At 32.7% G+C, this 19,901-nt stretch carries 24 protein-coding genes; 1 reads left to right on the top strand and 23 read right to left on the bottom strand.

Features of this window, described 5'->3' with window-relative positions:
- Positions 1-6: 6 nt before the first annotated feature.
- The 13 genes from alaS to APRE_RS04725 form a co-directional block, all read right to left on the bottom strand.
- The gene (alaS, locus tag APRE_RS04785) at positions 7-2,619 is read right to left on the bottom strand and encodes an alanine--tRNA ligase (RefSeq protein ID WP_015777867.1); all 2,613 of its coding nucleotides are present in this window, start codon (positions 2,617-2,619) and stop codon (positions 7-9) included.
- A gap of 9 nt (positions 2,620-2,628) precedes the next feature.
- Positions 2,629-3,030, bottom strand: a complete 402-nt coding sequence (locus APRE_RS04780) for an RrF2 family transcriptional regulator (protein WP_015777866.1) — start codon at positions 3,028-3,030, stop codon at positions 2,629-2,631.
- Between the two features lie 11 nt (positions 3,031-3,041).
- The gene (locus APRE_RS04775; RefSeq protein WP_015777865.1) at positions 3,042-3,677 is read right to left on the bottom strand and encodes a helix-hairpin-helix domain-containing protein; all 636 of its coding nucleotides are present in this window, start codon (positions 3,675-3,677) and stop codon (positions 3,042-3,044) included.
- 27 nt (positions 3,678-3,704) lie between these two features.
- Entirely contained in the window at positions 3,705-4,013 is a 309-nt protein-coding gene (rsfS, locus tag APRE_RS04770; protein ID WP_015777864.1) for a ribosome silencing factor, read from the bottom strand.
- On the bottom strand, positions 4,000-4,572 hold the full coding sequence (yqeK, locus tag APRE_RS04765) for a bis(5'-nucleosyl)-tetraphosphatase (symmetrical) YqeK (protein WP_015777863.1): 573 nt from the start codon (positions 4,570-4,572) through the stop codon (positions 4,000-4,002). The genes rsfS and yqeK overlap by 14 nt, the downstream gene beginning before the upstream one ends.
- On the bottom strand, positions 4,565-5,161 hold the full coding sequence (nadD, locus tag APRE_RS04760) for a nicotinate (nicotinamide) nucleotide adenylyltransferase (protein ID WP_015777862.1): 597 nt from the start codon (positions 5,159-5,161) through the stop codon (positions 4,565-4,567). Before nadD ends, yqeK begins: the two co-directional genes overlap by 8 nt.
- Positions 5,161-5,445, bottom strand: coding sequence for a ribosome assembly RNA-binding protein YhbY (gene yhbY, locus APRE_RS04755; RefSeq protein WP_015777861.1), 285 nt, complete (start codon positions 5,443-5,445; stop codon positions 5,161-5,163). Before yhbY ends, nadD begins: the two co-directional genes overlap by 1 nt.
- An 8-nt stretch (positions 5,446-5,453) precedes the next feature.
- Positions 5,454-6,734, bottom strand: a complete 1,281-nt coding sequence (gene obgE / locus APRE_RS04750; RefSeq protein WP_015777860.1) for a GTPase ObgE — start codon at positions 6,732-6,734, stop codon at positions 5,454-5,456.
- A gap of 51 nt (positions 6,735-6,785) precedes the next feature.
- Entirely contained in the window at positions 6,786-7,079 is a 294-nt protein-coding gene (gene rpmA, locus APRE_RS04745) for a 50S ribosomal protein L27 (protein ID WP_015777859.1), read from the bottom strand.
- 1 nt (position 7,080) lies between these two features.
- Complete coding sequence (locus tag APRE_RS04740) at positions 7,081-7,392, bottom strand: ribosomal-processing cysteine protease Prp (protein WP_015777858.1); 312 nt, start codon at positions 7,390-7,392, stop codon at positions 7,081-7,083.
- Entirely contained in the window at positions 7,392-7,700 is a 309-nt protein-coding gene (gene rplU, locus APRE_RS04735; protein WP_015777857.1) for a 50S ribosomal protein L21, read from the bottom strand. Before rplU ends, APRE_RS04740 begins: the two co-directional genes overlap by 1 nt.
- A 95-nt stretch (positions 7,701-7,795) precedes the next feature.
- Positions 7,796-8,959, bottom strand: coding sequence for a tRNA uracil 4-sulfurtransferase ThiI (thiI, locus tag APRE_RS04730; RefSeq protein WP_015777856.1), 1,164 nt, complete (start codon positions 8,957-8,959; stop codon positions 7,796-7,798).
- Positions 8,959-10,077, bottom strand: coding sequence for a cysteine desulfurase family protein (locus tag APRE_RS04725; RefSeq protein ID WP_015777855.1), 1,119 nt, complete (start codon positions 10,075-10,077; stop codon positions 8,959-8,961). Before APRE_RS04725 ends, thiI begins: the two co-directional genes overlap by 1 nt.
- 68 nt (positions 10,078-10,145) lie before the next feature.
- Here APRE_RS04725 and APRE_RS04720 point away from each other — a divergent pair, with 68 nt between their 5' ends.
- Positions 10,146-11,051, top strand: a complete 906-nt coding sequence (locus tag APRE_RS04720) for a ribonuclease H-like domain-containing protein (protein ID WP_015777854.1) — start codon at positions 10,146-10,148, stop codon at positions 11,049-11,051.
- Here APRE_RS04720 and APRE_RS04715 read toward each other — a convergent pair.
- From APRE_RS04715 to aspS, 10 genes are all read right to left on the bottom strand, one after another.
- Positions 11,042-11,722, bottom strand: a complete 681-nt coding sequence (locus APRE_RS04715) for a uracil-DNA glycosylase (protein ID WP_015777853.1) — start codon at positions 11,720-11,722, stop codon at positions 11,042-11,044. The genes APRE_RS04720 and APRE_RS04715 overlap by 10 nt on opposite strands.
- Positions 11,722-12,159 (bottom strand): signal peptidase II, encoded by a 438-nt coding sequence (gene lspA / locus APRE_RS04710; protein WP_015777852.1) that lies wholly within the window; start codon positions 12,157-12,159, stop codon positions 11,722-11,724. Before lspA ends, APRE_RS04715 begins: the two co-directional genes overlap by 1 nt.
- Positions 12,156-12,923, bottom strand: a complete 768-nt coding sequence (locus APRE_RS04705; protein ID WP_015777851.1) for a YlmH/Sll1252 family protein — start codon at positions 12,921-12,923, stop codon at positions 12,156-12,158. The genes lspA and APRE_RS04705 overlap by 4 nt, the downstream gene beginning before the upstream one ends.
- A gap of 29 nt (positions 12,924-12,952) precedes the next feature.
- On the bottom strand, positions 12,953-13,537 hold the full coding sequence (locus APRE_RS04700; RefSeq protein WP_015777850.1) for a cell division protein SepF: 585 nt from the start codon (positions 13,535-13,537) through the stop codon (positions 12,953-12,955).
- 66 nt (positions 13,538-13,603) lie between these two features.
- A complete protein-coding gene (locus APRE_RS04695) occupies positions 13,604-14,587 on the bottom strand; it encodes an NAD(P)H-dependent glycerol-3-phosphate dehydrogenase (RefSeq protein ID WP_015777849.1) in 984 nt (327 codons plus the stop codon).
- An 8-nt stretch (positions 14,588-14,595) separates the two neighbouring features.
- The gene (plsY, locus tag APRE_RS04690) at positions 14,596-15,171 is read right to left on the bottom strand and encodes a glycerol-3-phosphate 1-O-acyltransferase PlsY (protein WP_015777848.1); all 576 of its coding nucleotides are present in this window, start codon (positions 15,169-15,171) and stop codon (positions 14,596-14,598) included.
- On the bottom strand, positions 15,168-16,487 hold the full coding sequence (gene der / locus APRE_RS04685) for a ribosome biogenesis GTPase Der (protein WP_015777847.1): 1,320 nt from the start codon (positions 16,485-16,487) through the stop codon (positions 15,168-15,170). Before der ends, plsY begins: the two co-directional genes overlap by 4 nt.
- Entirely contained in the window at positions 16,484-17,725 is a 1,242-nt protein-coding gene (locus tag APRE_RS04680) for a serine hydroxymethyltransferase (RefSeq protein WP_015777846.1), read from the bottom strand. The genes der and APRE_RS04680 overlap by 4 nt, the downstream gene beginning before the upstream one ends.
- Positions 17,725-18,141: a SoxR reducing system RseC family protein gene (locus APRE_RS04675; protein WP_015777845.1), complete on the bottom strand. Its 417-nt coding sequence runs from the start codon at positions 18,139-18,141 to the stop codon at positions 17,725-17,727. The genes APRE_RS04680 and APRE_RS04675 overlap by 1 nt, the downstream gene beginning before the upstream one ends.
- A 5-nt stretch (positions 18,142-18,146) precedes the next feature.
- Positions 18,147-19,895 (bottom strand): aspartate--tRNA ligase, encoded by a 1,749-nt coding sequence (gene aspS, locus APRE_RS04670; RefSeq protein WP_015777844.1) that lies wholly within the window; start codon positions 19,893-19,895, stop codon positions 18,147-18,149.
- Between the last annotated feature and the right edge of the window lie 6 nt (positions 19,896-19,901).

The following is a 19,901-nucleotide window of genomic DNA, read 5'->3' as shown; positions in this document are numbered from 1 at the left end:
TCTCCTTTAAATTATTTCACTGACTTTTTCTAAAGCTTCTTTTAGCTTAGAAATATCTTTTCCTCCGGCTTGAGCAAAGTTCTTCTTGCCTCCACCATTACCTCCAGTAATTTGAGCAATTTGTCTTACTATTTTACCAGCATTGTACTTATCAGTAAGTTTATCATCAACAGAAACTGTAAATACAATCTTATCACTAACTGAAGCAAACACTATTATAAGATTATCAATAGATGACTTTATCCTATTTTCATAGTCTCTTAACTCGTCCATTGAAGCATTTTCAAATTTCTTAACTAATAAATTTATACCCTTAATTTCTTTTACGTCTTCTTTTAGTTCGCTAACTATATCAGAACTATTTGTGGATTTTAATCTACTATTTTCTGATTTTAGCTTTTCAATTTCTTTTTCTAGGCTATCTATTCTATTAGTTATATTATTTGTGTTAGTGTTTAATCTTTCTGCTACTTGATCTAGTTTGTTAGCTCTATCATTGAGATACTCAAATGCTTTCTTACCTGTAAGAGCTTCAATTCTTCTTACTCCAGCAGATACAGATGATTCTTGTTTAATTTTAAACATTAAAATATCGCTTGTGTTATTTACATGGCAACCACCGCATAGCTCTATGGAGTAATCGCCCATAGAAACAACTCTAACCTTATCTTTGTATTTATCTTCGAATAAGCCAATGGCTCCCATTTTTTGAGATTCTTTGTAATCTACTATTTCTTTTGTGACAAGCTCTTGCTTAACAATCTCTCTGTTAACAATCTCTTCAACTTTGTCAATTTCCTCTTTTGTTAAAGCTCTGTTATGAGAAAAATCAAATCTCAATTTGTTTTCATCTACCAATGATCCTGCCTGTTTCACATCTTCACCTAAGACGTCTCTTAAGGCTTGATCTAGTAAGTGTGTTGCAGAGTGATTTCTTTGTATAGCCAGTCTCTTATTTCTATCAACCTTAAACTGAGCATCATCACCAACAAACACAGCTCCTTCAACAACTTCGATATAATGGAAATAAATATCTTTTTGCTTTTGTACGTCGATTACTCTAGCCTTAAAGGAATCGCTTAATATTAGTCCAGTATCAGCTACCTCACCGCCGCCTTCCGCATAAAATGAAGTCTTATCACTGATTACTATACCGTTATCTCCCTCACTTAGCGAAGAAACTTCTGAGTTTTCTTTGAACAAGTTTAAAATTCTAGCTTTTATATCTAGATTATCATAACCGACAAAGCTGGTTTTCGCAATTCCATCTGTATTTATATTATCAAGTGACCAGCCTGCATCTTTCTTTCTAGCTTCCCTTGCTGTTTGCTTTTGAATTTGCATTTCATCATTAAATGTCTTCTCATCAACATCGAGATTCTTTTCTTCCAGTATCTCTTTAGTTAAGTCTAATGGAAATCCATAAGTATCGTAGAGCTTAAATGCTTCTTTACCATCAAGTACTTTATTTTTGATTTTTTCCATTTTCGATATTAAAGATTCTAGCCTTTCTAGTCCTTGGTCAATTGTTTTCTGGAATCTTTCCTCTTCATCTCTTATTACAGATTTTATTTTTTCTCTATTTGCATCTAGTTCATCGTATTCAACTTTGTAGGTATCTATAACTTTATCTACAATATTAGTTAAGAATTCGCCTTCTATTCCTAAAAGCTTACCATGTCTATAAGCTCTTCTAATGAGTCGTCTTAGTACATATCCTCTTTTTTCATTTGAAGGCAAAACTCCATCACAAGTTAGGAAAGTCATAGCCTTAGCGTGATCTGCGATGACTCTTATAGATACATCATCTTTCTTACTTTCCTTATATTTCTTATTTGATAATTTCTCAATTTCTGAGATTATAGCAGCCATAACATCAACTTCGAATATATTATCCTTATCCTGTAAGACCATTGCGATTCTTTCAAGGCCCATACCTGTATCAATGTTTGGGTGAGCAAGTGGTGTATAATTTCCCTGACTATCTTTGTTGAACTGGGTGAACACTAGATTCCATACTTCCATAAATCTATCTGAGTCATCATTTCCTGGCCTATTGTCATTCTCATCGATAGCCCTACCTGCTCCCCTATCCACAAATATTTCTGAACAAGGACCACAAGGACCTACTTCAAGCTCCCAAAAGTTATCTTCTTTACCTTCTCTAAGAATTCTTTCGCTATCAAGACCTATCTCATCATGCCATATATTGTAGGCTTCTTCGTCTTCTTTAAATACTGTAACCCATATGTCATCTTTAGAAATCTCAAGTTCTTTGGTTAGGAATTCATAAGCCCAAGTTATAGCTTCTTTTTTGAAATAATCACCAAATGAGAAGTTACCCAGCATTTCGAAGAATGTTCCGTGACGTTCTGTCTTACCTACTCTTTCTATATCGGCAGTTCTTACACATTTTTGTGAAGATGTCGCTCTATTGTTTTTCATCTTTTTTTCGCCAGTAAAGTACTTTTTAAGTGGCGCCATTCCAGCATTGATTAATAATAAAGAGTCATCATCTATAGGGATTAGTGGAAATGATTTTAGAAGTGTATGACCCTTCTCATTTCCAAAAAAATTCAAATATTTGCTTCTTAACTCATTCATTCCTAAGTTTTTCATTCATTTACCTCAAACTTCCTGATTTATCATATTTTTTAAACTAATAGAGTCGACTGCTTCATTTATTACCTTATCTATTCTGTCAAAGACAAAATACGCATCACATTTATCATCACAAAAGTGATCTCCGCTCACACAGTCGCTCATGGTTATGTTGCCCTCGAGAACTCTTAAAACTTCACCTACAGAAATCTCATCAAGATCTCTTGTGATTTTATATCCTCCCTTAGGCCCTCTAGCGGATGTGATTAAGCCATCATTTTTAAGTAGCCTTATCAACTGTTCTAAATAATTCTCTGATAGGTTTAGCTTATCACTCATCTCTGATACAGAGATATATCCTCTATCTTTATTACTAGCTAGATAACACATAGCCCTTAGTCCATACCTGCCTCTTGTCGATAGTTTCATTATATTCTCACCTATATTGTAATCAAATCCTTTAAGGCTTCATAAAATTTATCGCCTATTCCAGTAACATTCTTAATATCTTCTATATTCTCAAACTTATTTGCACTTCTATACTCGATTATAGCTTCCGCCCTCTTATCTCCTATGTTAGGTAAGGTCATAAGTTCTTCTTTACTGGCGGTATTAATATTAATAAGTTCAGATTTGCTACTAACACTTATATTTGCAGCCTGATTAGGATCAATATTTTCTAATGAGTTCTCTTCATTGATATTAGGTATGTAAATTTTCATTTGATCATCTAATCTTTGAGCAAGATTAAGTGTTTTTTCACTTGCCTTATCTGTCAATCCACCAGCTTCCTCAATCAAATCCTCAAGTCTATCTCCATCTTTAATTTGATATACTCCAGGTTTGTTTATCTCGCCTGATATATAAACTTTTTTTGTTGTATCATTTATTGTTTCATCTTTTTTAGAGTCAATAATATTATCTTCATCAGTTAAATTATCCTCATCAACTAATGAAATTTTATCAGATTTGTCAAAAAATCCACCTATATTATTTGAATATGCGAAATTAGCTATCAAGATAAAAACTGCTATTATTAAACCGTAAATGATTTTATCTTTTTTATCATCAGACATAAAATACTCCTAGAAATCTATGAGAGCTTAATTCTCCCATAGATTATCTAAATCATAAAATTCACGTTGTTTTTGTGTGAAAATGTGTACGATTATATCTCCAGCATCCAAGAGTATCCATTCTCCTTCTCTTAGACCTTCTTTGGATAAAATGCTATATCCTTCTTTTTCTAAATCATCTTCTATATAATCAGCTAAAGCTCTCGTTTGATTGATACTTCCACCACTTGCTATTACAAATTTATCAGCAATAGATGAAGAGTCTAAGTCTATAACTTTTACATCTTCAGCTAATTTATCATTTAATGTTTTTAAAATTGTTTCAAGCTTTTCCATTTTTCTCCTTTATTAAATAATTTCTTGCCCTAAGTGTTAAAGGATCAATAAAAGCATCTGTATCTATTAGGTATTTTATGTTGTGGTTTAAACATTCCAAAACTCCTGCATCTAGGTCGATTAATGATTTACTCCTAATTTCATCTACTCCAGGATATGATCTTTTATCCTCTATTGCATCAGCTAAGAATACAATTTTTTCTAAAAGACTCATATTTTCCTTTCCGGTAGTATGATATTTGATAGCTTTTAATATCTCCTCATCTTTAATATTATACACTTTTTTAGCGACTTCTGCTCCCAAAAAAGAATGAATTACAGATTTTGATGAATCAGGGTCAATTTCCTTAAAATTGTCTACATTAAGCTCTTTCATGTATCTTTCTTCGTTATACTTTGCGCAGTCATGTAGGAAAGCAGCAGTTTTCACCTTCTCCTTATCTACATTCTGTCCTCGGCTTAATTTTTCTGCACATTCCATAACTCTAAGACTATGTTTATATCTTTTCTCACCAATATCTGAAATCAATCTATCCTTATATAATTTATAATCAAACATATAAGCCTCTTTTTTCTATAATATATCTAACATTATCTCTAACTAAATATTTAATACTTAGCTTATTTTTTACCAGATTTCTTATAAAAGTTGAGGATATATTAATGTTGAGGTTATTAATTAAAAAGATGTTAGGATTATCTTTTTTGATAAGTTCAACCTTTTCCACTAACTCACTATCTTTATCTATATTACTTCTTGTAAATACAATGATATTTTCATCTAAGATATAATCATAGTTTTTCCATGTATCTATAGTTAAGAAGGAATCCTCTCCCATTATATAAAATATATCGTCATCTTTGAAGGCTTCCTTGAAATACCTTATCGTCTCATGAGTATATCTGACACTATCATCGGTAGATTCGAAGGTAGATAGAATAATTTTATCATTATCTTTTATGGCCTCACTAACCATCTCAACCCTTATATTTGTATCTGTTTTCTTCTTGTGCTTTTTGTGTGGAGGATTTGAACTAGGTAAAATTATTACTCTATCAAGCTTCATGAAATTGATAGCATTTTCTATCACTATCAAGTGACCTACATGAATCGGGTCAAAAGTCCCCCCATATAGTCCTATTCTCATTATAGCTCGTATTTGTTATCGTTGTTTTTTCTGTAAATTGTAAATATTGAACCTAAGTGAGAAATAAATTCAGAACCAGTCTTTTCAATAATAGTATCAATAATTTCTTCTTGGTCATCCATATTATTGTTTAAAATTTTTATCTTAATAAGCTCACGCGCTTCTAATGCTTCATCTATAGCCTTAATCAATTCGTCAGTAACTGAAAACTTTCCAATATTAATTACTGGTTTGAAATCATGTGATTCTTGTTTCAATTTTGCTCTTTGCTTACCTGTTAACATATATTCTCCTATTCATAGTATTCAAATACCAAGTCTCCAAAGGCAACACTGTCACCTTCTTGGATTCCCATTTCTTTTAATTTATCAAAAACTTCCATCTCTCTCAAAGTTTTCTCGAAGTACATCTTGCCATCGTAATCCTCTAGATCGACCTTTTCTAGTAATTTATCAACTCTTTTCCCATCGACAACAAAAATATCATTTTCTTTTCTAAAGTTTAAGTCGTATTCAATTTCTCTGTCGTAATATTTTTCCAAGAATTCTGTGTCAACTTCTTCCATAGGATCAAATTCTTTGATATCACTTTTCGCCAACAGCTCTGATATAGCATCTACTAATTCCTTGATTCCTTCAGTTGTAGCTGCTGATATCTTGTATATATCATACTTATCAGAAAACTCATTGATGAATTCATCCGAGTTTTTATTAAAATCAAGATCTGACTTATTCATGGCTATAATCATTGGTTTTTGGGCTAGCTTTTCGTTGTATAATTTCAATTCTTCATTAATCATTTTGAAATCTTCTATAGGATTTCTACCCTCTATTCCAGAAATATCTACAAGGTGAACTAAAACTCTACATCTTTCGACATGTTTTAAGAAGTCATGACCTAATCCACTACCGTCGCTTGCTCCTTCTATAAGACCTGGAATATCAGCCACAATAAATGATCTTTCACTATCGATATTTACAACTCCAAGATTTGGATCTATAGTAGTAAAGTGATAATTGGCAATCTTTGGTCTAGCCTTACTAATTACAGAAATCAAGGTTGATTTTCCTACATTTGGTAGTCCAACAAGACCAACATCCGCCAGTATTTTAAGCTCGAAAATAACTTCTATTTCTTGACCGCTTCGACCTAATTCTGCAAAGCGTGGTGCCTGGCGTATTGAGTTTTTGAAGTGGACATTTCCTCTACCACCTCTACCACCTTTGGCTATAACATACTCTTCCCCATCCTTGTTTAGGTCTTTTATTATAACTTCGCTATTAGCTTCCCTAACTAAGGTTCCTACAGGGACTTTTATTATTAAATCATCACCCTTTTTCCCGAATTTCTTCTTCTTACCACCAGCTTCACCATTTTGAGCCTTATATTTAGTTTTATATCTAAATTCATCAAGAGTTGAAAGATTTCTTGTAGCTTTTATAATTATAGAGCCACCGTTTCCTCCATCACCACCTGCAGGACCGCCGTTTGGTTCGTACTTTTCTCGTCTCCAAGCAACAGCTCCATTTCCTCCGTCTCCTGCCTTAAGACTAACTCTCGCATAATCTATCATAATTAAATCCTCTCATTAAAAAAGGCTTGCCAATTGGCAAGCTCTGACTTTCTAAGCAATGTCTGCTTCAGCGTAAACAGAAACTTGTTTTTTGTCTCTGCCCTTTCTTTCGAATTTAACAACACCTTCACATGAAGCGTAAAGAGTATCATCAGCACCCTTTTTAACATTGTTACCTGGGTGGATTTTTGTTCCTCTTTGTCTAACTATGATTGTTCCAGCGTTAACAAATTGTCCATCGCTTCTTTTAACACCTAGTCTTTTAGCATTGGAATCTCTACCGTTCTTAGATGAAGAAACTCCCTTCTTGCTTGACAATCTTTGTAAATCTATGTTTAATATCATTTCATGTCTCCTTATAATTTAATTTTACGTAATCGCTATAGTTACCTAACAAAGTTTGTATTCCAGTTTCAAAATAGTCAAATACAACATCAACTTCCTTTGAGTTTTCACAAGTTTTAAGCTTAAGTATATCGCCATCATCTATAAAATCGACATCTGTCACATACTTATCTAAAGTATTTATGCAGGTATATGCTAAAATTGTAACTGCAGAACAAACTATGTCTGTGCCATGCTCAGCAAAATCAGCATGACCTCGAATTTCATATCCTACTGTTCTTCCTTCTTTGATTAATAAATCAACATTAATCATTAAAGGCTAATGCTATCAATTTTTACTAAAGTATAAGGTTGTCTGTGACCGTGTTTTTTTCTGTATTGTTTTTTAGGTTTGTATTTGAATACAACAATTTTCTTATCTTTATTTTGATCTTCAACTGTTGCTGTTACTTTTGCGTTTTCGATTACTGGAGAACCAACTTTAACTTCATCTCCAGAAACTAAAAGTACTTGGTCAAATTCAACGGTGTCACCAACTTCGTAAGGGAGTTTTTCAACTCTTACTAAGTCACCTTCTGATACTTTGTATTGTTTTCCACCTGTTTTAATTATTGCGTACATGGAAACCTCCTATTACTAAAATTCTCGCCAGTGTTGGGGATCAGCACCCGGACTGAGCGGTTTACTTGATTATAATACTATCTTTAGCTTATATGTCAAGCAATTTCTATAATTTCCATAGTCTCTATGGCTTGATTTTCTAACTTCTCTATATCTAAGTTTTCCTCTGACTTTTCTATATATTTTAGTTTTGGCTTTGTGACTGGTGAGTCTGGCGCAAAAATCGAACAACAATCGTCATATGGTTCGATTGCCTTTTCATAGGAATCTATTTTCTCAGAAATTTCTATGATATCTTTCTTATCCATAGCTATAAGAGGTCTAAGTATTGGTAGTTTACTGGAATCGTTGATAACAGAAACCGACTCTATAGTTTGGCTTGCAACTTGTCCGAGACTTTCTCCTGTTATCAGGGCCTGATAATAATATTTTTCAGAAATTTTATTTGCAATTCTCATCATAAATCTACGTGACAGTATTGTCGTTTCTCTTCTAGGACAATTTTTGCTTATTGCCTTATAAATCTCAGCAAGATTTACCGAGTAAACCGTCATCTTGCCCGTATAGGCTGATAGAATTTTTGCAAGATCCATTGCCTTTTGATGGGCTCTTTTTGATGTAAATGGATAAGAGTGAAAGTGTATAGCGTTGATATTCATTCCTCTTTTTGCCATAAGAAATCCTGCTACTGGTGAGTCTATTCCTCCAGATAATAAAAGAAGTCCCTCTCCACCAGAACCAAGAGGAAGTCCTCCGAGACCTTCAACCCTCTTTATGTAGATATAGGCTTTTGATTTTACATCGATAAATACAGTAAAGTCAGGCTCATGTATATCTACACTTAAGCCATTATACTTTCCTAGGATATCTCCACCTATTTTTGCACTCAGCTTAGGTGATGTTAGAGCAAATGATTTGTCAGTTCTTTTGGATTCCACCTTAAAGGTCATATCCGTATCGAAATTATAATATTTAACTAAGTTAATACTAGTCTTACTTATATCTTCAACTGTTTTCTCACATCTAACAACTTCAGATATATAAACTATTCCAAATACTTTTTTTATTTCTTTAATTAATCTATCAAACTTGTCTCTATCAGCTTTTATATATAATTTTGATGATTCTTGGAACATATCATCATAGCCTATATCTCTGATATTTCTCTTTATATTGTTTATGGCTGTTTTATAAAAGGTATTTCTATTTCTTCCTTTTAGAAATATCTCACCGAAACTTACTGCTAGAAACCAATCCATTAAAACACCTCCCTAATCATCTCAATTCCTTCTTTTAAAACTTCAACAGTTTTATTAATATCTTCCATACTTGTATCGTTTGAAAAAGAAAATCTAATAGCTCCATCTATATAATCTTTATCTATTCCCAAAGCTTTTAGTATCCTATTATCTCCTCCCTTAGAACAGGCAGATCCAGATGATACAAAAATCCCATTGTCTTCAAGATAATGAACCAAAACCTCAGATTTAATATTTTTAAAACAAACGTCTAAAACATAGGCAGAGGAGTTCTCCTTAGGTGAGATTATATAATAATCATCTATACTTTCTTCAATCGCCTTTCTAAGAGCTAGGTTAAGATCCTCAATATATTTGTACTCATTATTCATAAGCTGCTTTTCTAGGGCAACTCCTGCAGCACAAATAGCCGGATGATTTACGGTTCCTGAAGATACAATTTCTTGCCTTCCCCCATAGATAAGTGGTTTGATCTTAGATAGAATATTATTTCTTACATAAAGAATGCCAACACCCTTTGGTCCATGAAACTTATGTGCACTAAAACTCATTAAGTCTACACCAAGTTTATCAACATCACAAGAAATTTTACATACAGCTTGGGTAGCATCTATATGCATACAAATATTTGGATTATAAGATTTTATGATTTTCGATATTTCCCTTACATCTTGAATCGTTCCTATTTCGTTGTTCACGTATATTATTGATACAAGCTTGACATCTTTATCTAACTTTTCTTTCAAATCTTTTAAATCGACAAAACCATATTTGTCATTTTTTAAAAATACTACTTCTTTGTAGTTATTATTTATAACAGCATCATATATAGATGAGTGCTCTATACTTGTTGTAATGACTTTGCTATCAGCAGATGCAAAAGATGAAACGACAATATTATTGGATTCGCTTGCTCCTTTAGTGAAGTATATTTCACTTTCTTTCGCATTTATAGCCTTTGCCATTATGTTTTTACTTTTTTTTATTAAATTTTCAGAATCCATGCCAAATGAATGAATTGATGAAGTATTTGCATAGCAATTTTCTTCTACTTCAACCATTTTATCGATGGCTTCCCTATACATTTTTGTAGTTGCTGCATTATCTAAATATATCATAGACTACTCCTTAACTTATTCATTATATTATAACGAAGTCTAATTACAAATTATAGTATAGTAATAATATGATTACACTAAAGAAAAGATATGAAGCTAAAAATTTAAAAGAAGATGAAATTATTTTAGATATAGAAACTACGGGCCTTGACTCTTCTATAGATAGCCTTGTATTGTTAGGTATAATTGAAAAAATAGATGGTAAGGCTTATATTTACCAATATTTTGCCCAAGATGATAGTGAGGAGCAAAGATTACTTGAAATTTATAAGAGAAAAATATCAGATAAAAAAGTAATCACCTATAATGGTGATACCTTTGATATACCTTTCTTAAATAATAGGCTTATAAAACACAAAGACTTCCCTCTACTACCACAAGATTTGGACTTACTTAAGCTAATAAGGCCCTACAACAAGTTTTTTGATTTTGAATCACTTAAGCTTAATGATATTGAGAAACTTGCAGGTTTCTATAGGAATGACCCTTCACGTTACAAAACTTTCAGCAAATTAACTAATGATTTGAAAAGGCGTACAAATCCTTATCCTATAATGAAGCATAATGAAAATGATCTTATTGCAACCGAGAAGATTGTCTATATAGAAAAATACTTTGAAGATAAACTTTCAATTGATTCTAATTTATCTCCTATAACTTTATTAAACTGTGATATAAATAACGACGTTGCAAGAATTTCTCTAAGGTCTCAAAATCTTCTAAAAGAATCTTATTTTAATGGAGAAAATTATGAATTAATAATAAAAGGAAGAACAATTATAATCAATTTACAAGTTTTATATGGAATTCTTAATAGGGATGTTAAAGGCTATGTAAGTATAAATAATTTTGAGATCAAAAATGAGACAAGTCTCAGTATTGACGAACATTTCCTAATAATAAGAGAAAATTTCAAATATAATCACAAAAATCTTCTTACTTTAGCAAAAAAAATAATCGAGAGTCATCTCTGATTCTCGATTTGCCAGTCAATTTCTTCCATATTATTTGCTTTTAAGAACTCATTTGTCTTAGAAAAAACTTTTGATCCAAAAAATCCTCTATAAGCCGATAAAGGCGAAGGATGTACTGATTTTAAGATAAGATGATTTTTATTGGTAATTAATCTTTCCTTTGATTTTGCATTTGCTCCCCAAAGAATAAATACCATAGGCTTTTCACGTTTATTCAATAACTCTATTATTCTATCAGTAAGTATCTCCCAGCCTTTTCCTTTATGGGAGTTAGGAGATTTTTCTCTTACAGTAAGAACTGTGTTTAAAAGCAAAACTCCTTGTTCAGCCCACTTGGTTAAATCTCCATTATCTGGTATAAAAAGACCTAAATCATTATTAAGCTCCTTATATATATTTAATAAGGAAGGTGGTATGGGCACATCTTCTTTTACAGAAAATGAAAATCCATGAGCTTGACCCCTACCGTGATAGGGATCTTGTCCTAGAATTACGACTTTCGTATCCTCATAACTTACATATTTTAGCGCATTAAAAAGATCATACATATCGGGATATATATTATAATGCTTATATTCATTAATCAAAAACTTTCTGAGATTTTTGTAGTAAGGCTTCTCCCACTCCTCTTTTAGTAATTGATCCCAATCATTTCCAATTTGTACACTCATTATTTATCTCCATGTAAGAGAATATAAATAATCATTAGAGCGCATCCTGCTGTTACCAAAATATCTGCAACATTAAATACTGGAAATTGTACAAAAGAAAACTCTAAAAAATCTACTACATATCCTTGGATAAGCCTATCATAGAAGTTACCTATAGCTCCAGATATAATCATCGCTAGCGATAAATTGAGGATCATAGGGCTTGTCTTTATATTTTTAATAAAATAATAAAGCAAATATATAACAATTGCAGTTGTAAGTATAATAAATATCAATCTCTTATCTTGTAAGATTCCAAAAGCCGCTCCTCTATTTTCAAGGTAGGTTAAATTAAAGACCTTTCCATCAATATTTTTTCCCATTAAGTTGTTAACTGCATAAATTTTTGTGAGCCTATCAATTACAAGACCCAATATTATAATTACTAAATATATCATATTAATTTCCTATATTCTATGTGATAGTTCCCCTTCTTGCTAAGTCCTTTTATCCTATCAAAGATAAATCTTCCTTCTTTTCTAATCGATAAGATAGCTCCTTCATCTACATTATAGCTCGGATCTGTTATCGTTTGATGATCAACCTTCACAAGCCTATTATTTATCAAATCCTTAGCCTTAGACCTGGAAGTATTTACTAGGCTAGATACTATATTATCTAGTCTTAATGAAGAAATAAAGCTAGTAGATAAAATATAGTCTTCTATTGCTTTATTCAATTTACATTCCTCTTTAATTTCAATGTCTATGCCTTCTCTTTTTATCCTACTTAAATTATACTTAATAAAATCTGCTTCTTCTTCCAATACAACAAATTCTACGGAATCTTCTAATATAGATATATCACCAATACTATTTCTATCAATTCCCATATGGATTAAGGCACCTAATACATCAGGATGCTTGATATCACTACTGTCAAAACTAAGAACTTTTATATAATTACTCTCTTCTATAGGGAGATAATAGTAATTTGCTACAAAGATTTTTCTTTCACATTTATCATTAGCACCAACAAATACTATATCTATATTATTAATTCTGGCTATATCTTTTATAACTTTCCTCTCAAAGGGGTCGAGAAAGAAACTAGAGACTTCTTGCTTGGTGTAAAAACCTCTCTCCAATATAGATATAGCCTTCTTAATGTTGGATTTCTTAGCTTTGTCCTTAACAAAGTTCAAATTATATTCTAAACTCATAAAAAGAAAGATCGATATATTAGATCGATCTATAATTGATTATAATTTCCTTCAGATATTTGATCAGTAACAGCCGGATCTATTTGTATGCCGTTTGGGCTAATAACAAATATTCCTTTTGTAACTTTTTCAACCGTACCGCTTAAGGCATATACAGCACCACTTACGAAGTCAAAGATTTGTCTTCTTGTATCTGATTCAACCATCTCTAAGTTTAGGACAACTACCTTCTTGTTAAGGATATCATCAATAACTTTTGGTGCGTCTGTTTCATAATCTAATGGTTCTTGAATCGAAATTCTCATTGAACTTGATCCAGCAAAATTTTTATCACTCATTTTTACTACATTGTCTCCTCTTCTTGATGATTTAGAACTCTTGAATGAAGAATTATCCTTGAAGCTATCTATAAAAGATGGCTTAAAACTTTCATCACTTTCTTCGCTCTTATAGCTTGAGTCTGAAAAATATGATTTATATGTTTCATTCTTCTCAGATTTATCTTTACTCTCTTCTTTTGTTTCTTCTTCTAGATCGTCGTAATACAACTGATCCTCATCGTAATCATCGTATTTGTCATCAATACCTATAAATTCTTTAAACCTATCTAACATAATTACTTCCTTTGCATTTTTTATCTCTCTATTACATTATATCTTAATAAGAAGAATATTTCGAATTTAATATTCATTTTTTAAGTCTCTTCCCATCAAATCCTTAACAGATTGATGAGCTGACTTTCCTTCAAATAAAACCTTATAGATTTCATAAGTAATAGGCATTTCAATATTTTTTTCTTTAGAAAGTTCATAGACTGCTCGAGTAGTAGGTATACCTTCTACGACCATATTTACCTTAGCTATGCTCTCTTCAATGCTATATCCTTCACCGATAAGTCTTCCAGCCCTATTGTTTCGAGAAAGATTACTAGTAGCCGTAACAATAAGATCACCAATTCCAGCAAGACCGTTTATAGTCTTCTCACTCGCGCCAAAGCTAGTGGCAAATCTTTCCATTTCATGAATCCCCCTTGTTATAAGAGCAGCCTTAGAGTTATCTCCATAAGATAAGCCATCGGCCATTCCTATGCCAAAGGCAAGTATATTCTTGATACTTCCTCCTATCTCTACTCCAATAACATCTGTAGATGTATATACCCTAAAGTAATCTCTATTAAAAATATCTTGAATATCCTTGGCTAGATTTATATCATTTGATGCACAAACAAGTGTAGTTGGCATCTCTTTTATTACTTCTTCTGCATGGGATGGACCGCTCACAATAGCGTAATTAATATCTCCTAATACATCTTCCAATATTTCTGATATCCTAAAGTGAGTTTTAAGCTCAAGTCCTTTAGATAAATTGATTATAACCTTACTCTCATCAAAGAAAGGGCCTAGATTTTCGTAAACATTTCTGATACTTTGAGTTGGAATTGCATTAATTATATACTTGTTTTCTAAAGTGTTTTTGATATCCGATGTTGCTCTTACATTTTCATTTAATATTTTTTCTGGAAAATATTTTGAATTGATATGCCTTGTATTAATAGCATTAACTACATTATTATCCCTGGCATACATGAGAATATCATAATTGTCGCTTAGAAGATTTGCAATAGCAGTAGCCCAGCTTCCTGAACCTATTATCGATATTTCCATAAGACTCCTTAAAATATTTTCTTCTCTTCTCCGAGTTTTAACCTTCTAATATTATCCTTGTGTTTGTAAACAACCATGCTAGCTATCAAAATAATAGCTAGAGAAATATAGCTTAACTTGTAGGTGAAAACTGCAAGAATTGCTGCAATCACTGCTGTTATTATTGATGATAGAGAAACAATCCTAAATATAAGTACCAATACAATAAATATTGTCAAAAGAACTAGGGCAAATCTATAATCTATCTGAAGAAGTGCACCAAAAGATGTAGCAACTCCCTTTCCAGACTTAAACTTGAGTATAAAGCTATACATATGTCCTATAACTACGAAAAACATAGCTAAAGCTTGACCTAGTTCTCCCCCGAATTTTTCTCCTAAATAGCAAGCAAGGCTTCCTTTTAGAAAATCAAAAAGAAAGGTTGTAAAGCCAGCAAGTCTACCAAAATTTCTTAAGGCGTTAGTGGCTCCAACATTACCTGATCCGAGCTTTCTTAGATCAGTCTTAAAAATTACCTTTCCTATTATAAAACCAAAAGGTATTGATCCTAATATATAAGATAATATAACAATCAGTGCAATCATTTTTGTTCACCTTTTTGTTTGAAAACAAAACTGAATGGCACTCCTACAAGGCTGTAATTTTGTCTGATTTGGTTTTCTAGGTATCTAGTATATGAGAAGTGAACAAGGTCCCTATCGTTTATTGAAAGCATAAACTTAGGAGGTGCAGTAGATACCTGTGACATATAGTATATCTTAAGCCTCTTACCCTTATCTTGTGGTGGTGGGTTAAGTAATATAGCATCTTGTAAAATATTATTTAACACACCAGTTTTAATTCTTGTATGGTAATTATTAGATACAACTTCAAATAAGTCTAATAATCTATCAATTCTTTTATTTTCTAGGACTGAAATAAAGACTATTGGAGCATAAGGAGCAAAAGAGAGTGTATCTCTAATATCCTTTTCCAAATTTCTCATTGTATTTGTTTCTTTATCTACTAGATCCCACTTATTGACAGCTATTATTATGGCCTTTTTTTGATTGTGAGCATATCCTGCAATTTTTGCATCTTGCTCGGTAACTCCAACATTTGCATCAATGAGGAATAAGCATATCTCTGAACTATCGACAGCATCAAAGGTCCTTTGATTAGCATAGTATTCTACATTTTCCTTAACTTTGGATTTTCTCCTAAGTCCTGCTGTATCAATCAAAACATAATTGTGGTCATTGTATTGCCAGTAGCTATCTACGGCATCCCTTGTTGTACCTGCAATATCTGTAACTATCATTCTCTCTTCGTTTAATAGGAGATTGACCAGAGATGATTTTCCTGCATTTGGTTTTCCAATAATAGCAATTCTTGTTTCATCTTCTATCTGATCAAATGAAGAAAAGTCGATGAAAGAAACTATCTTATCTAATAAATCTCCCAAGCCCTTGCTTTGCTCAGCAGATATCATTGACATATCATCAAAACCAAATTGGTAAAAGTCATATATATCATCAGGAATTTTGAATGAGTCTAGCTTATTTGCAACTATAATAACTGGTTTATTATACTTTCTAATTTCGTTTGCTATGTCGACATCGTAAGGATTGACTCCCTCCTTGCCATCCACAACAAAAAGAATAAGATTTGTCTCTATTAGGGCCTTTTCTACTTGGGCTTTGATCTCAGTATTCATTACTTCTTTGTTAGATATATCAAGACCTCCGGTATCTACTAGCAAAAACTCCTTGTTTTGCCACTCAACCTTATCTACAATCCTATCCCTTGTAACTCCAGAAATGTCTTCAGTTATTGATTTTCTCTTGCCTACAAGTCTGTTGAACAAGGTACTCTTTCCTACGTTCGTCCTTCCCACAAGAGTTACTATCGGCATTTTCATATTTTTTCTCCATATATCGGGAATCTATTAGTAAGATTTACAACTTCCTTTCTAATATTTTCCACAGTATCTTCTTTCTTCAAAGTCTTCTTAATCAAGTTAACTATAGTTTCCATTTCACTTTCCTTCATTCCCCTCGTAGTAACTGCAGCAGTTCCTATCCTTAATCCACTTGTTATATTTGGGGATAGTTCTTCGCCAGGAATAGTATTTTTGTTAGTTGTAATATAGACTTCATCAAGTAAGTTTTGAGCTTCTTTTCCAGTTATTCCAATATTTCTTAAATCTATGAGTAATAGATGGTTATCGGTTCCTCCAGAAACTAAGTCAAAGTTATTATTCTTAAAGGATATTTCCATTTGTTTAGCATTCGCCTTTATCTGTCTGGCATAAGTTAGCCAACTCGCATCTAGATTTTGCTTAAATCCAATAGCCTTTGCTGCTATAATATGTTCTAATGGCCCTCCTTGAAGACCAGGAAATACTGCCTTGTCTATTTTTTTGGCCCATTTTTCCTTGCAAAGAATAATACCTGACCTAGGCCCCCTTAGTGTTTTGTGGGTGGTAGTTGTAACTACATCACAGTAATCAACAGGACTCATGTGCTCACCACAAACGACAAGGCCTGCAATATGAGCAATATCTGCCATAAGAAGGGCACCGACTTCGTCAGCTATTTCTTTAAACTTCTTAAAATCTATTTCTCTAGGATAAGCGCTTGCCCCACAAACTATAAGTTTTGGCTTAATATCTCTGGCAAGCTCTAAAACTTGCTCGTAGTCTATACATCCAGTATCTAGATCAACACCATAGTGATAGAAGTTATATCTTTTTCCCGAATGGTTGACCTTAGAACCATGTGATAGGTGGCCACCTTCATTTAAGTTCATGGAAAGTACCTTATCCCCATCTTCTAAGAGGGCAAAATAAGCCGCAGAATTTGCATCTGAACCTGAGTGAGCTTGGACATTAACATGATCAGCTCCAAATAGGGCCTTAGCCCTATCTATAGCTAATTGCTCTATGATATCAATGTTCTCACATCCACCGTAATATCTTCTTCCCGGAAGTCCTTCAGCGTACTTATTTGTTAGGATACTCCCATCAGCTTCTAATATTGCTTTTGACACATAATTTTCAGATGCTATGAGTTCAATATTTCTTTCTTGTCTTTCAAGCTCTTTTGTCAAGGCATGATAAACTTCTGAATCGAACTTTTCTATTTCTGAATAATTCATTATGCCTTTCTCACTCTCATCATATTTCTATTCTTTACATTTTTATCTAGTTTCTTCATAAAAATAATTGATATAGCGAAAAATATTGCTACTGATATTAAAGTCAATAGGTTAATATCCATAGATGTGTTTTTTAGAAATATATTAGGAATAAGAGCTCCCACCAACATCATAACTACTGGGACAATATAGACAGTAGCTGTTAATTTGCTTACTTCACTTGAAGATCCTTCAATAATTACATGATCGCCTCTTTTTAAATCTTCATATGAGAAAAGTTCAATTTCTGTAGTTTTCTTCTCAGCACAAGAGCCTTTGGCAGCACATGCTCCACAGGCCCCATTTCTAAAAATCTGTACTTTTAGATTGCCTTTGTTATTATCGATCACTATTCCTTCTTTTCTAACTGTATCCATAAAACCTACCTTAATTTTATATTGAGTTCTTCTAAAGCTTTCTCATCAACAAGGCTTGGTGCCTCTGTCAATGGACATGTAGCAGATTGTGTCTTAGGGAAAGCAATTATATCCTTTATGTTATCTGTTTTTGCGAAAAGCATTACTAGCCTATCAAGACCATAAGCAAGCCCTGCATGTGGAGGTGTTCCATATTGAAGAGCTTCGATGAAGAATCCAAATTTGTTCTTTATATCTTCATCACTTAACTTAAGCGCCTCAAATACTTTTTCTTGGAGGTCAGAATTGTTAATTCTTACAGATCCTCCTCCCATCTCATCTCCATTTATAACTATGTCGTAAGCTTGTGTTCTTACTTTTTCTGGTTCAGTTAATAGCAAGTCTATATCCTCTTCATTTGGCATGGTGAATGGATGGTGTTGGGAAACGTATCTATCTTCTTCTTCGCTATATTCGAACATTGGGAAGTTCACAACCCAGCAAAGAGCGTATTCTTTTTCAATTAGATCATTATCTTTTGCTACTTTTCTTCTAAGAGCTCCCATAGCTTCAAGAACAGTCTTGTTCTTGTCTGCTCCAATTAAAATTAAATCTCCATCTTCCATTTCAAGCTTATCTTTTAGCCCAGCAATTACATCATCTGTTAAGAATTTCTTTATTGATGATTGGATATCTTCTGAGTATTTGATATAGGATAAGCCCTTTAAGCCGTAATCTTTAACAAAATCTGTTAATTTATCTAATTGTTTTCTTGAATAATTATCTGCAATATTCTTGAAGTTAATTGCTCTTACAGATCTGCCATCACTTGTATTATCAGCAAAAACCTTAAAATCGCTGTTTTCAAACACACTGCTTACATCTGTAATCTTATAGCCGTATCTTAAGTCTGGTTTATCAGATCCGTAAGATGTAATAGCTTCTGAATAATCCATCCTATCAATAGGAAGTTTTAGGTCATAGTCAGTGTATTTGTCAAACAATTCCTTCAATAGGCCTTCGTTCATCGCTATAACGTCATCTTGATCAGAAAAACTCATCTCAAGGTCAAGTTGAGTAAACTCAGGTTGTCTGTTAGCTCTTAAGTCTTCGTCCCTAAAGCATTTAACAACTTGGAAATATCTATCCAAAGAACCAATCATTAGGATCTGCTTTAGAAGTTGTGGCGATTGAGGAAGAGCGTAGAACTTTCCTTCATTTATTCTTGAAGGTACAAGATAGTCCCTTGCTCCTTCTGGGGTTGGCTTAGTTAGGAATGGAGTTTCTACTTCAGTAAAGTCGTTATTATACATATACTCCCTCATTGTCCTAACTATATCACTTCTTAACTTTAAATTTCTTTGAACAGATGGTTTTCTCAAATCTAAGTATCTGTATTTTAATCTTAAATTTTCACTAACATCATCATCGTCTTTTATATATATAGGAGGTGTCTTAGCCTTATCTAAAATATTTATTTTATCTGCTATTATCTCGATATCGCCTGTAGCTATATCAGGATTTTTAGATTCTCTTTCGTTTACCCTTCCTTTAACTTCTATGACGTATTCTTGAGTTATAGATCTCGCCTTTTCATAATTGTCCTTATCGTCTTCTCTTACTACAATTTGAGTGATCCCTGTTTTATCTCTTAGGTCAATAAAAACTAGGGATCCTAAGTTCCTTTTCTTTGCAACCCAGCCCATCAAAACTACAGAATCTCCAACATTTTCGATTCTTAGGTCACCACACATATTTGTTCTTTTAAATTCCATACTACC

It is taken from the genome of Anaerococcus prevotii DSM 20548 (genome assembly GCF_000024105.1).
Classification (GTDB): Bacteria; Bacillota; Clostridia; order Tissierellales; family Peptoniphilaceae; genus Anaerococcus; species Anaerococcus prevotii.
The sequence above is the reverse complement of the archived record's forward strand: the minus strand, read 5'-3'. Positions and strand labels throughout refer to the sequence as shown.

Bases quoted from the DNA above. Each gene is read 5' to 3' on its own strand.
- alaS (WP_015777867.1), bottom strand. From the start codon at position 2,619: ATGAAAAACTTAGGAATGAATGAGTTAAGAAGCAAATATTTGAATTTT.
- APRE_RS04780 (WP_015777866.1), bottom strand. From the start codon at position 3,030: ATGAAACTATCGACAAGAGGCAGGTATGGACTAAGGGCTATGTGTTAT.
- APRE_RS04775 (WP_015777865.1), bottom strand. From the start codon at position 3,677: ATGTCTGATGATAAAAAAGATAAAATCATTTACGGTTTAATAATAGCA.
- rsfS (WP_015777864.1), bottom strand. From the start codon at position 4,013: ATGGAAAAGCTTGAAACAATTTTAAAAACATTAAATGATAAATTAGCT.
- yqeK (WP_015777863.1), bottom strand. From the start codon at position 4,572: ATGTTTGATTATAAATTATATAAGGATAGATTGATTTCAGATATTGGT.
- nadD (WP_015777862.1), bottom strand. From the start codon at position 5,161: ATGAGAATAGGACTATATGGGGGGACTTTTGACCCGATTCATGTAGGT.
- yhbY (WP_015777861.1), bottom strand. From the start codon at position 5,445: ATGTTAACAGGTAAGCAAAGAGCAAAATTGAAACAAGAATCACATGAT.
- obgE (WP_015777860.1), bottom strand. From the start codon at position 6,734: ATGATAGATTATGCGAGAGTTAGTCTTAAGGCAGGAGACGGAGGAAAT.
- rpmA (WP_015777859.1), bottom strand. From the start codon at position 7,079: ATGATATTAAACATAGATTTACAAAGATTGTCAAGCAAGAAGGGAGTT.
- APRE_RS04740 (WP_015777858.1), bottom strand. From the start codon at position 7,392: ATGATTAATGTTGATTTATTAATCAAAGAAGGAAGAACAGTAGGATAT.
- rplU (WP_015777857.1), bottom strand. From the start codon at position 7,700: ATGTACGCAATAATTAAAACAGGTGGAAAACAATACAAAGTATCAGAA.
- thiI (WP_015777856.1), bottom strand. From the start codon at position 8,959: ATGGATTGGTTTCTAGCAGTAAGTTTCGGTGAGATATTTCTAAAAGGA.
- APRE_RS04725 (WP_015777855.1), bottom strand. From the start codon at position 10,077: ATGATATATTTAGATAATGCAGCAACTACAAAAATGTATAGGGAAGCC.
- APRE_RS04720 (WP_015777854.1), top strand. From the start codon at position 10,146: ATGATTACACTAAAGAAAAGATATGAAGCTAAAAATTTAAAAGAAGAT.
- APRE_RS04715 (WP_015777853.1), bottom strand. From the start codon at position 11,722: ATGAGTGTACAAATTGGAAATGATTGGGATCAATTACTAAAAGAGGAG.
- lspA (WP_015777852.1), bottom strand. From the start codon at position 12,159: ATGATATATTTAGTAATTATAATATTGGGTCTTGTAATTGATAGGCTC.
- APRE_RS04705 (WP_015777851.1), bottom strand. From the start codon at position 12,923: ATGAGTTTAGAATATAATTTGAACTTTGTTAAGGACAAAGCTAAGAAA.
- APRE_RS04700 (WP_015777850.1), bottom strand. From the start codon at position 13,537: ATGTTAGATAGGTTTAAAGAATTTATAGGTATTGATGACAAATACGAT.
- APRE_RS04695 (WP_015777849.1), bottom strand. From the start codon at position 14,587: ATGGAAATATCGATAATAGGTTCAGGAAGCTGGGCTACTGCTATTGCA.
- plsY (WP_015777848.1), bottom strand. From the start codon at position 15,171: ATGATTGCACTGATTGTTATATTATCTTATATATTAGGATCAATACCT.
- der (WP_015777847.1), bottom strand. From the start codon at position 16,487: ATGAAAATGCCGATAGTAACTCTTGTGGGAAGGACGAACGTAGGAAAG.
- APRE_RS04680 (WP_015777846.1), bottom strand. From the start codon at position 17,725: ATGAATTATTCAGAAATAGAAAAGTTCGATTCAGAAGTTTATCATGCC.
- APRE_RS04675 (WP_015777845.1), bottom strand. From the start codon at position 18,141: ATGGATACAGTTAGAAAAGAAGGAATAGTGATCGATAATAACAAAGGC.
- aspS (WP_015777844.1), bottom strand. From the start codon at position 19,895: ATGGAATTTAAAAGAACAAATATGTGTGGTGACCTAAGAATCGAAAAT.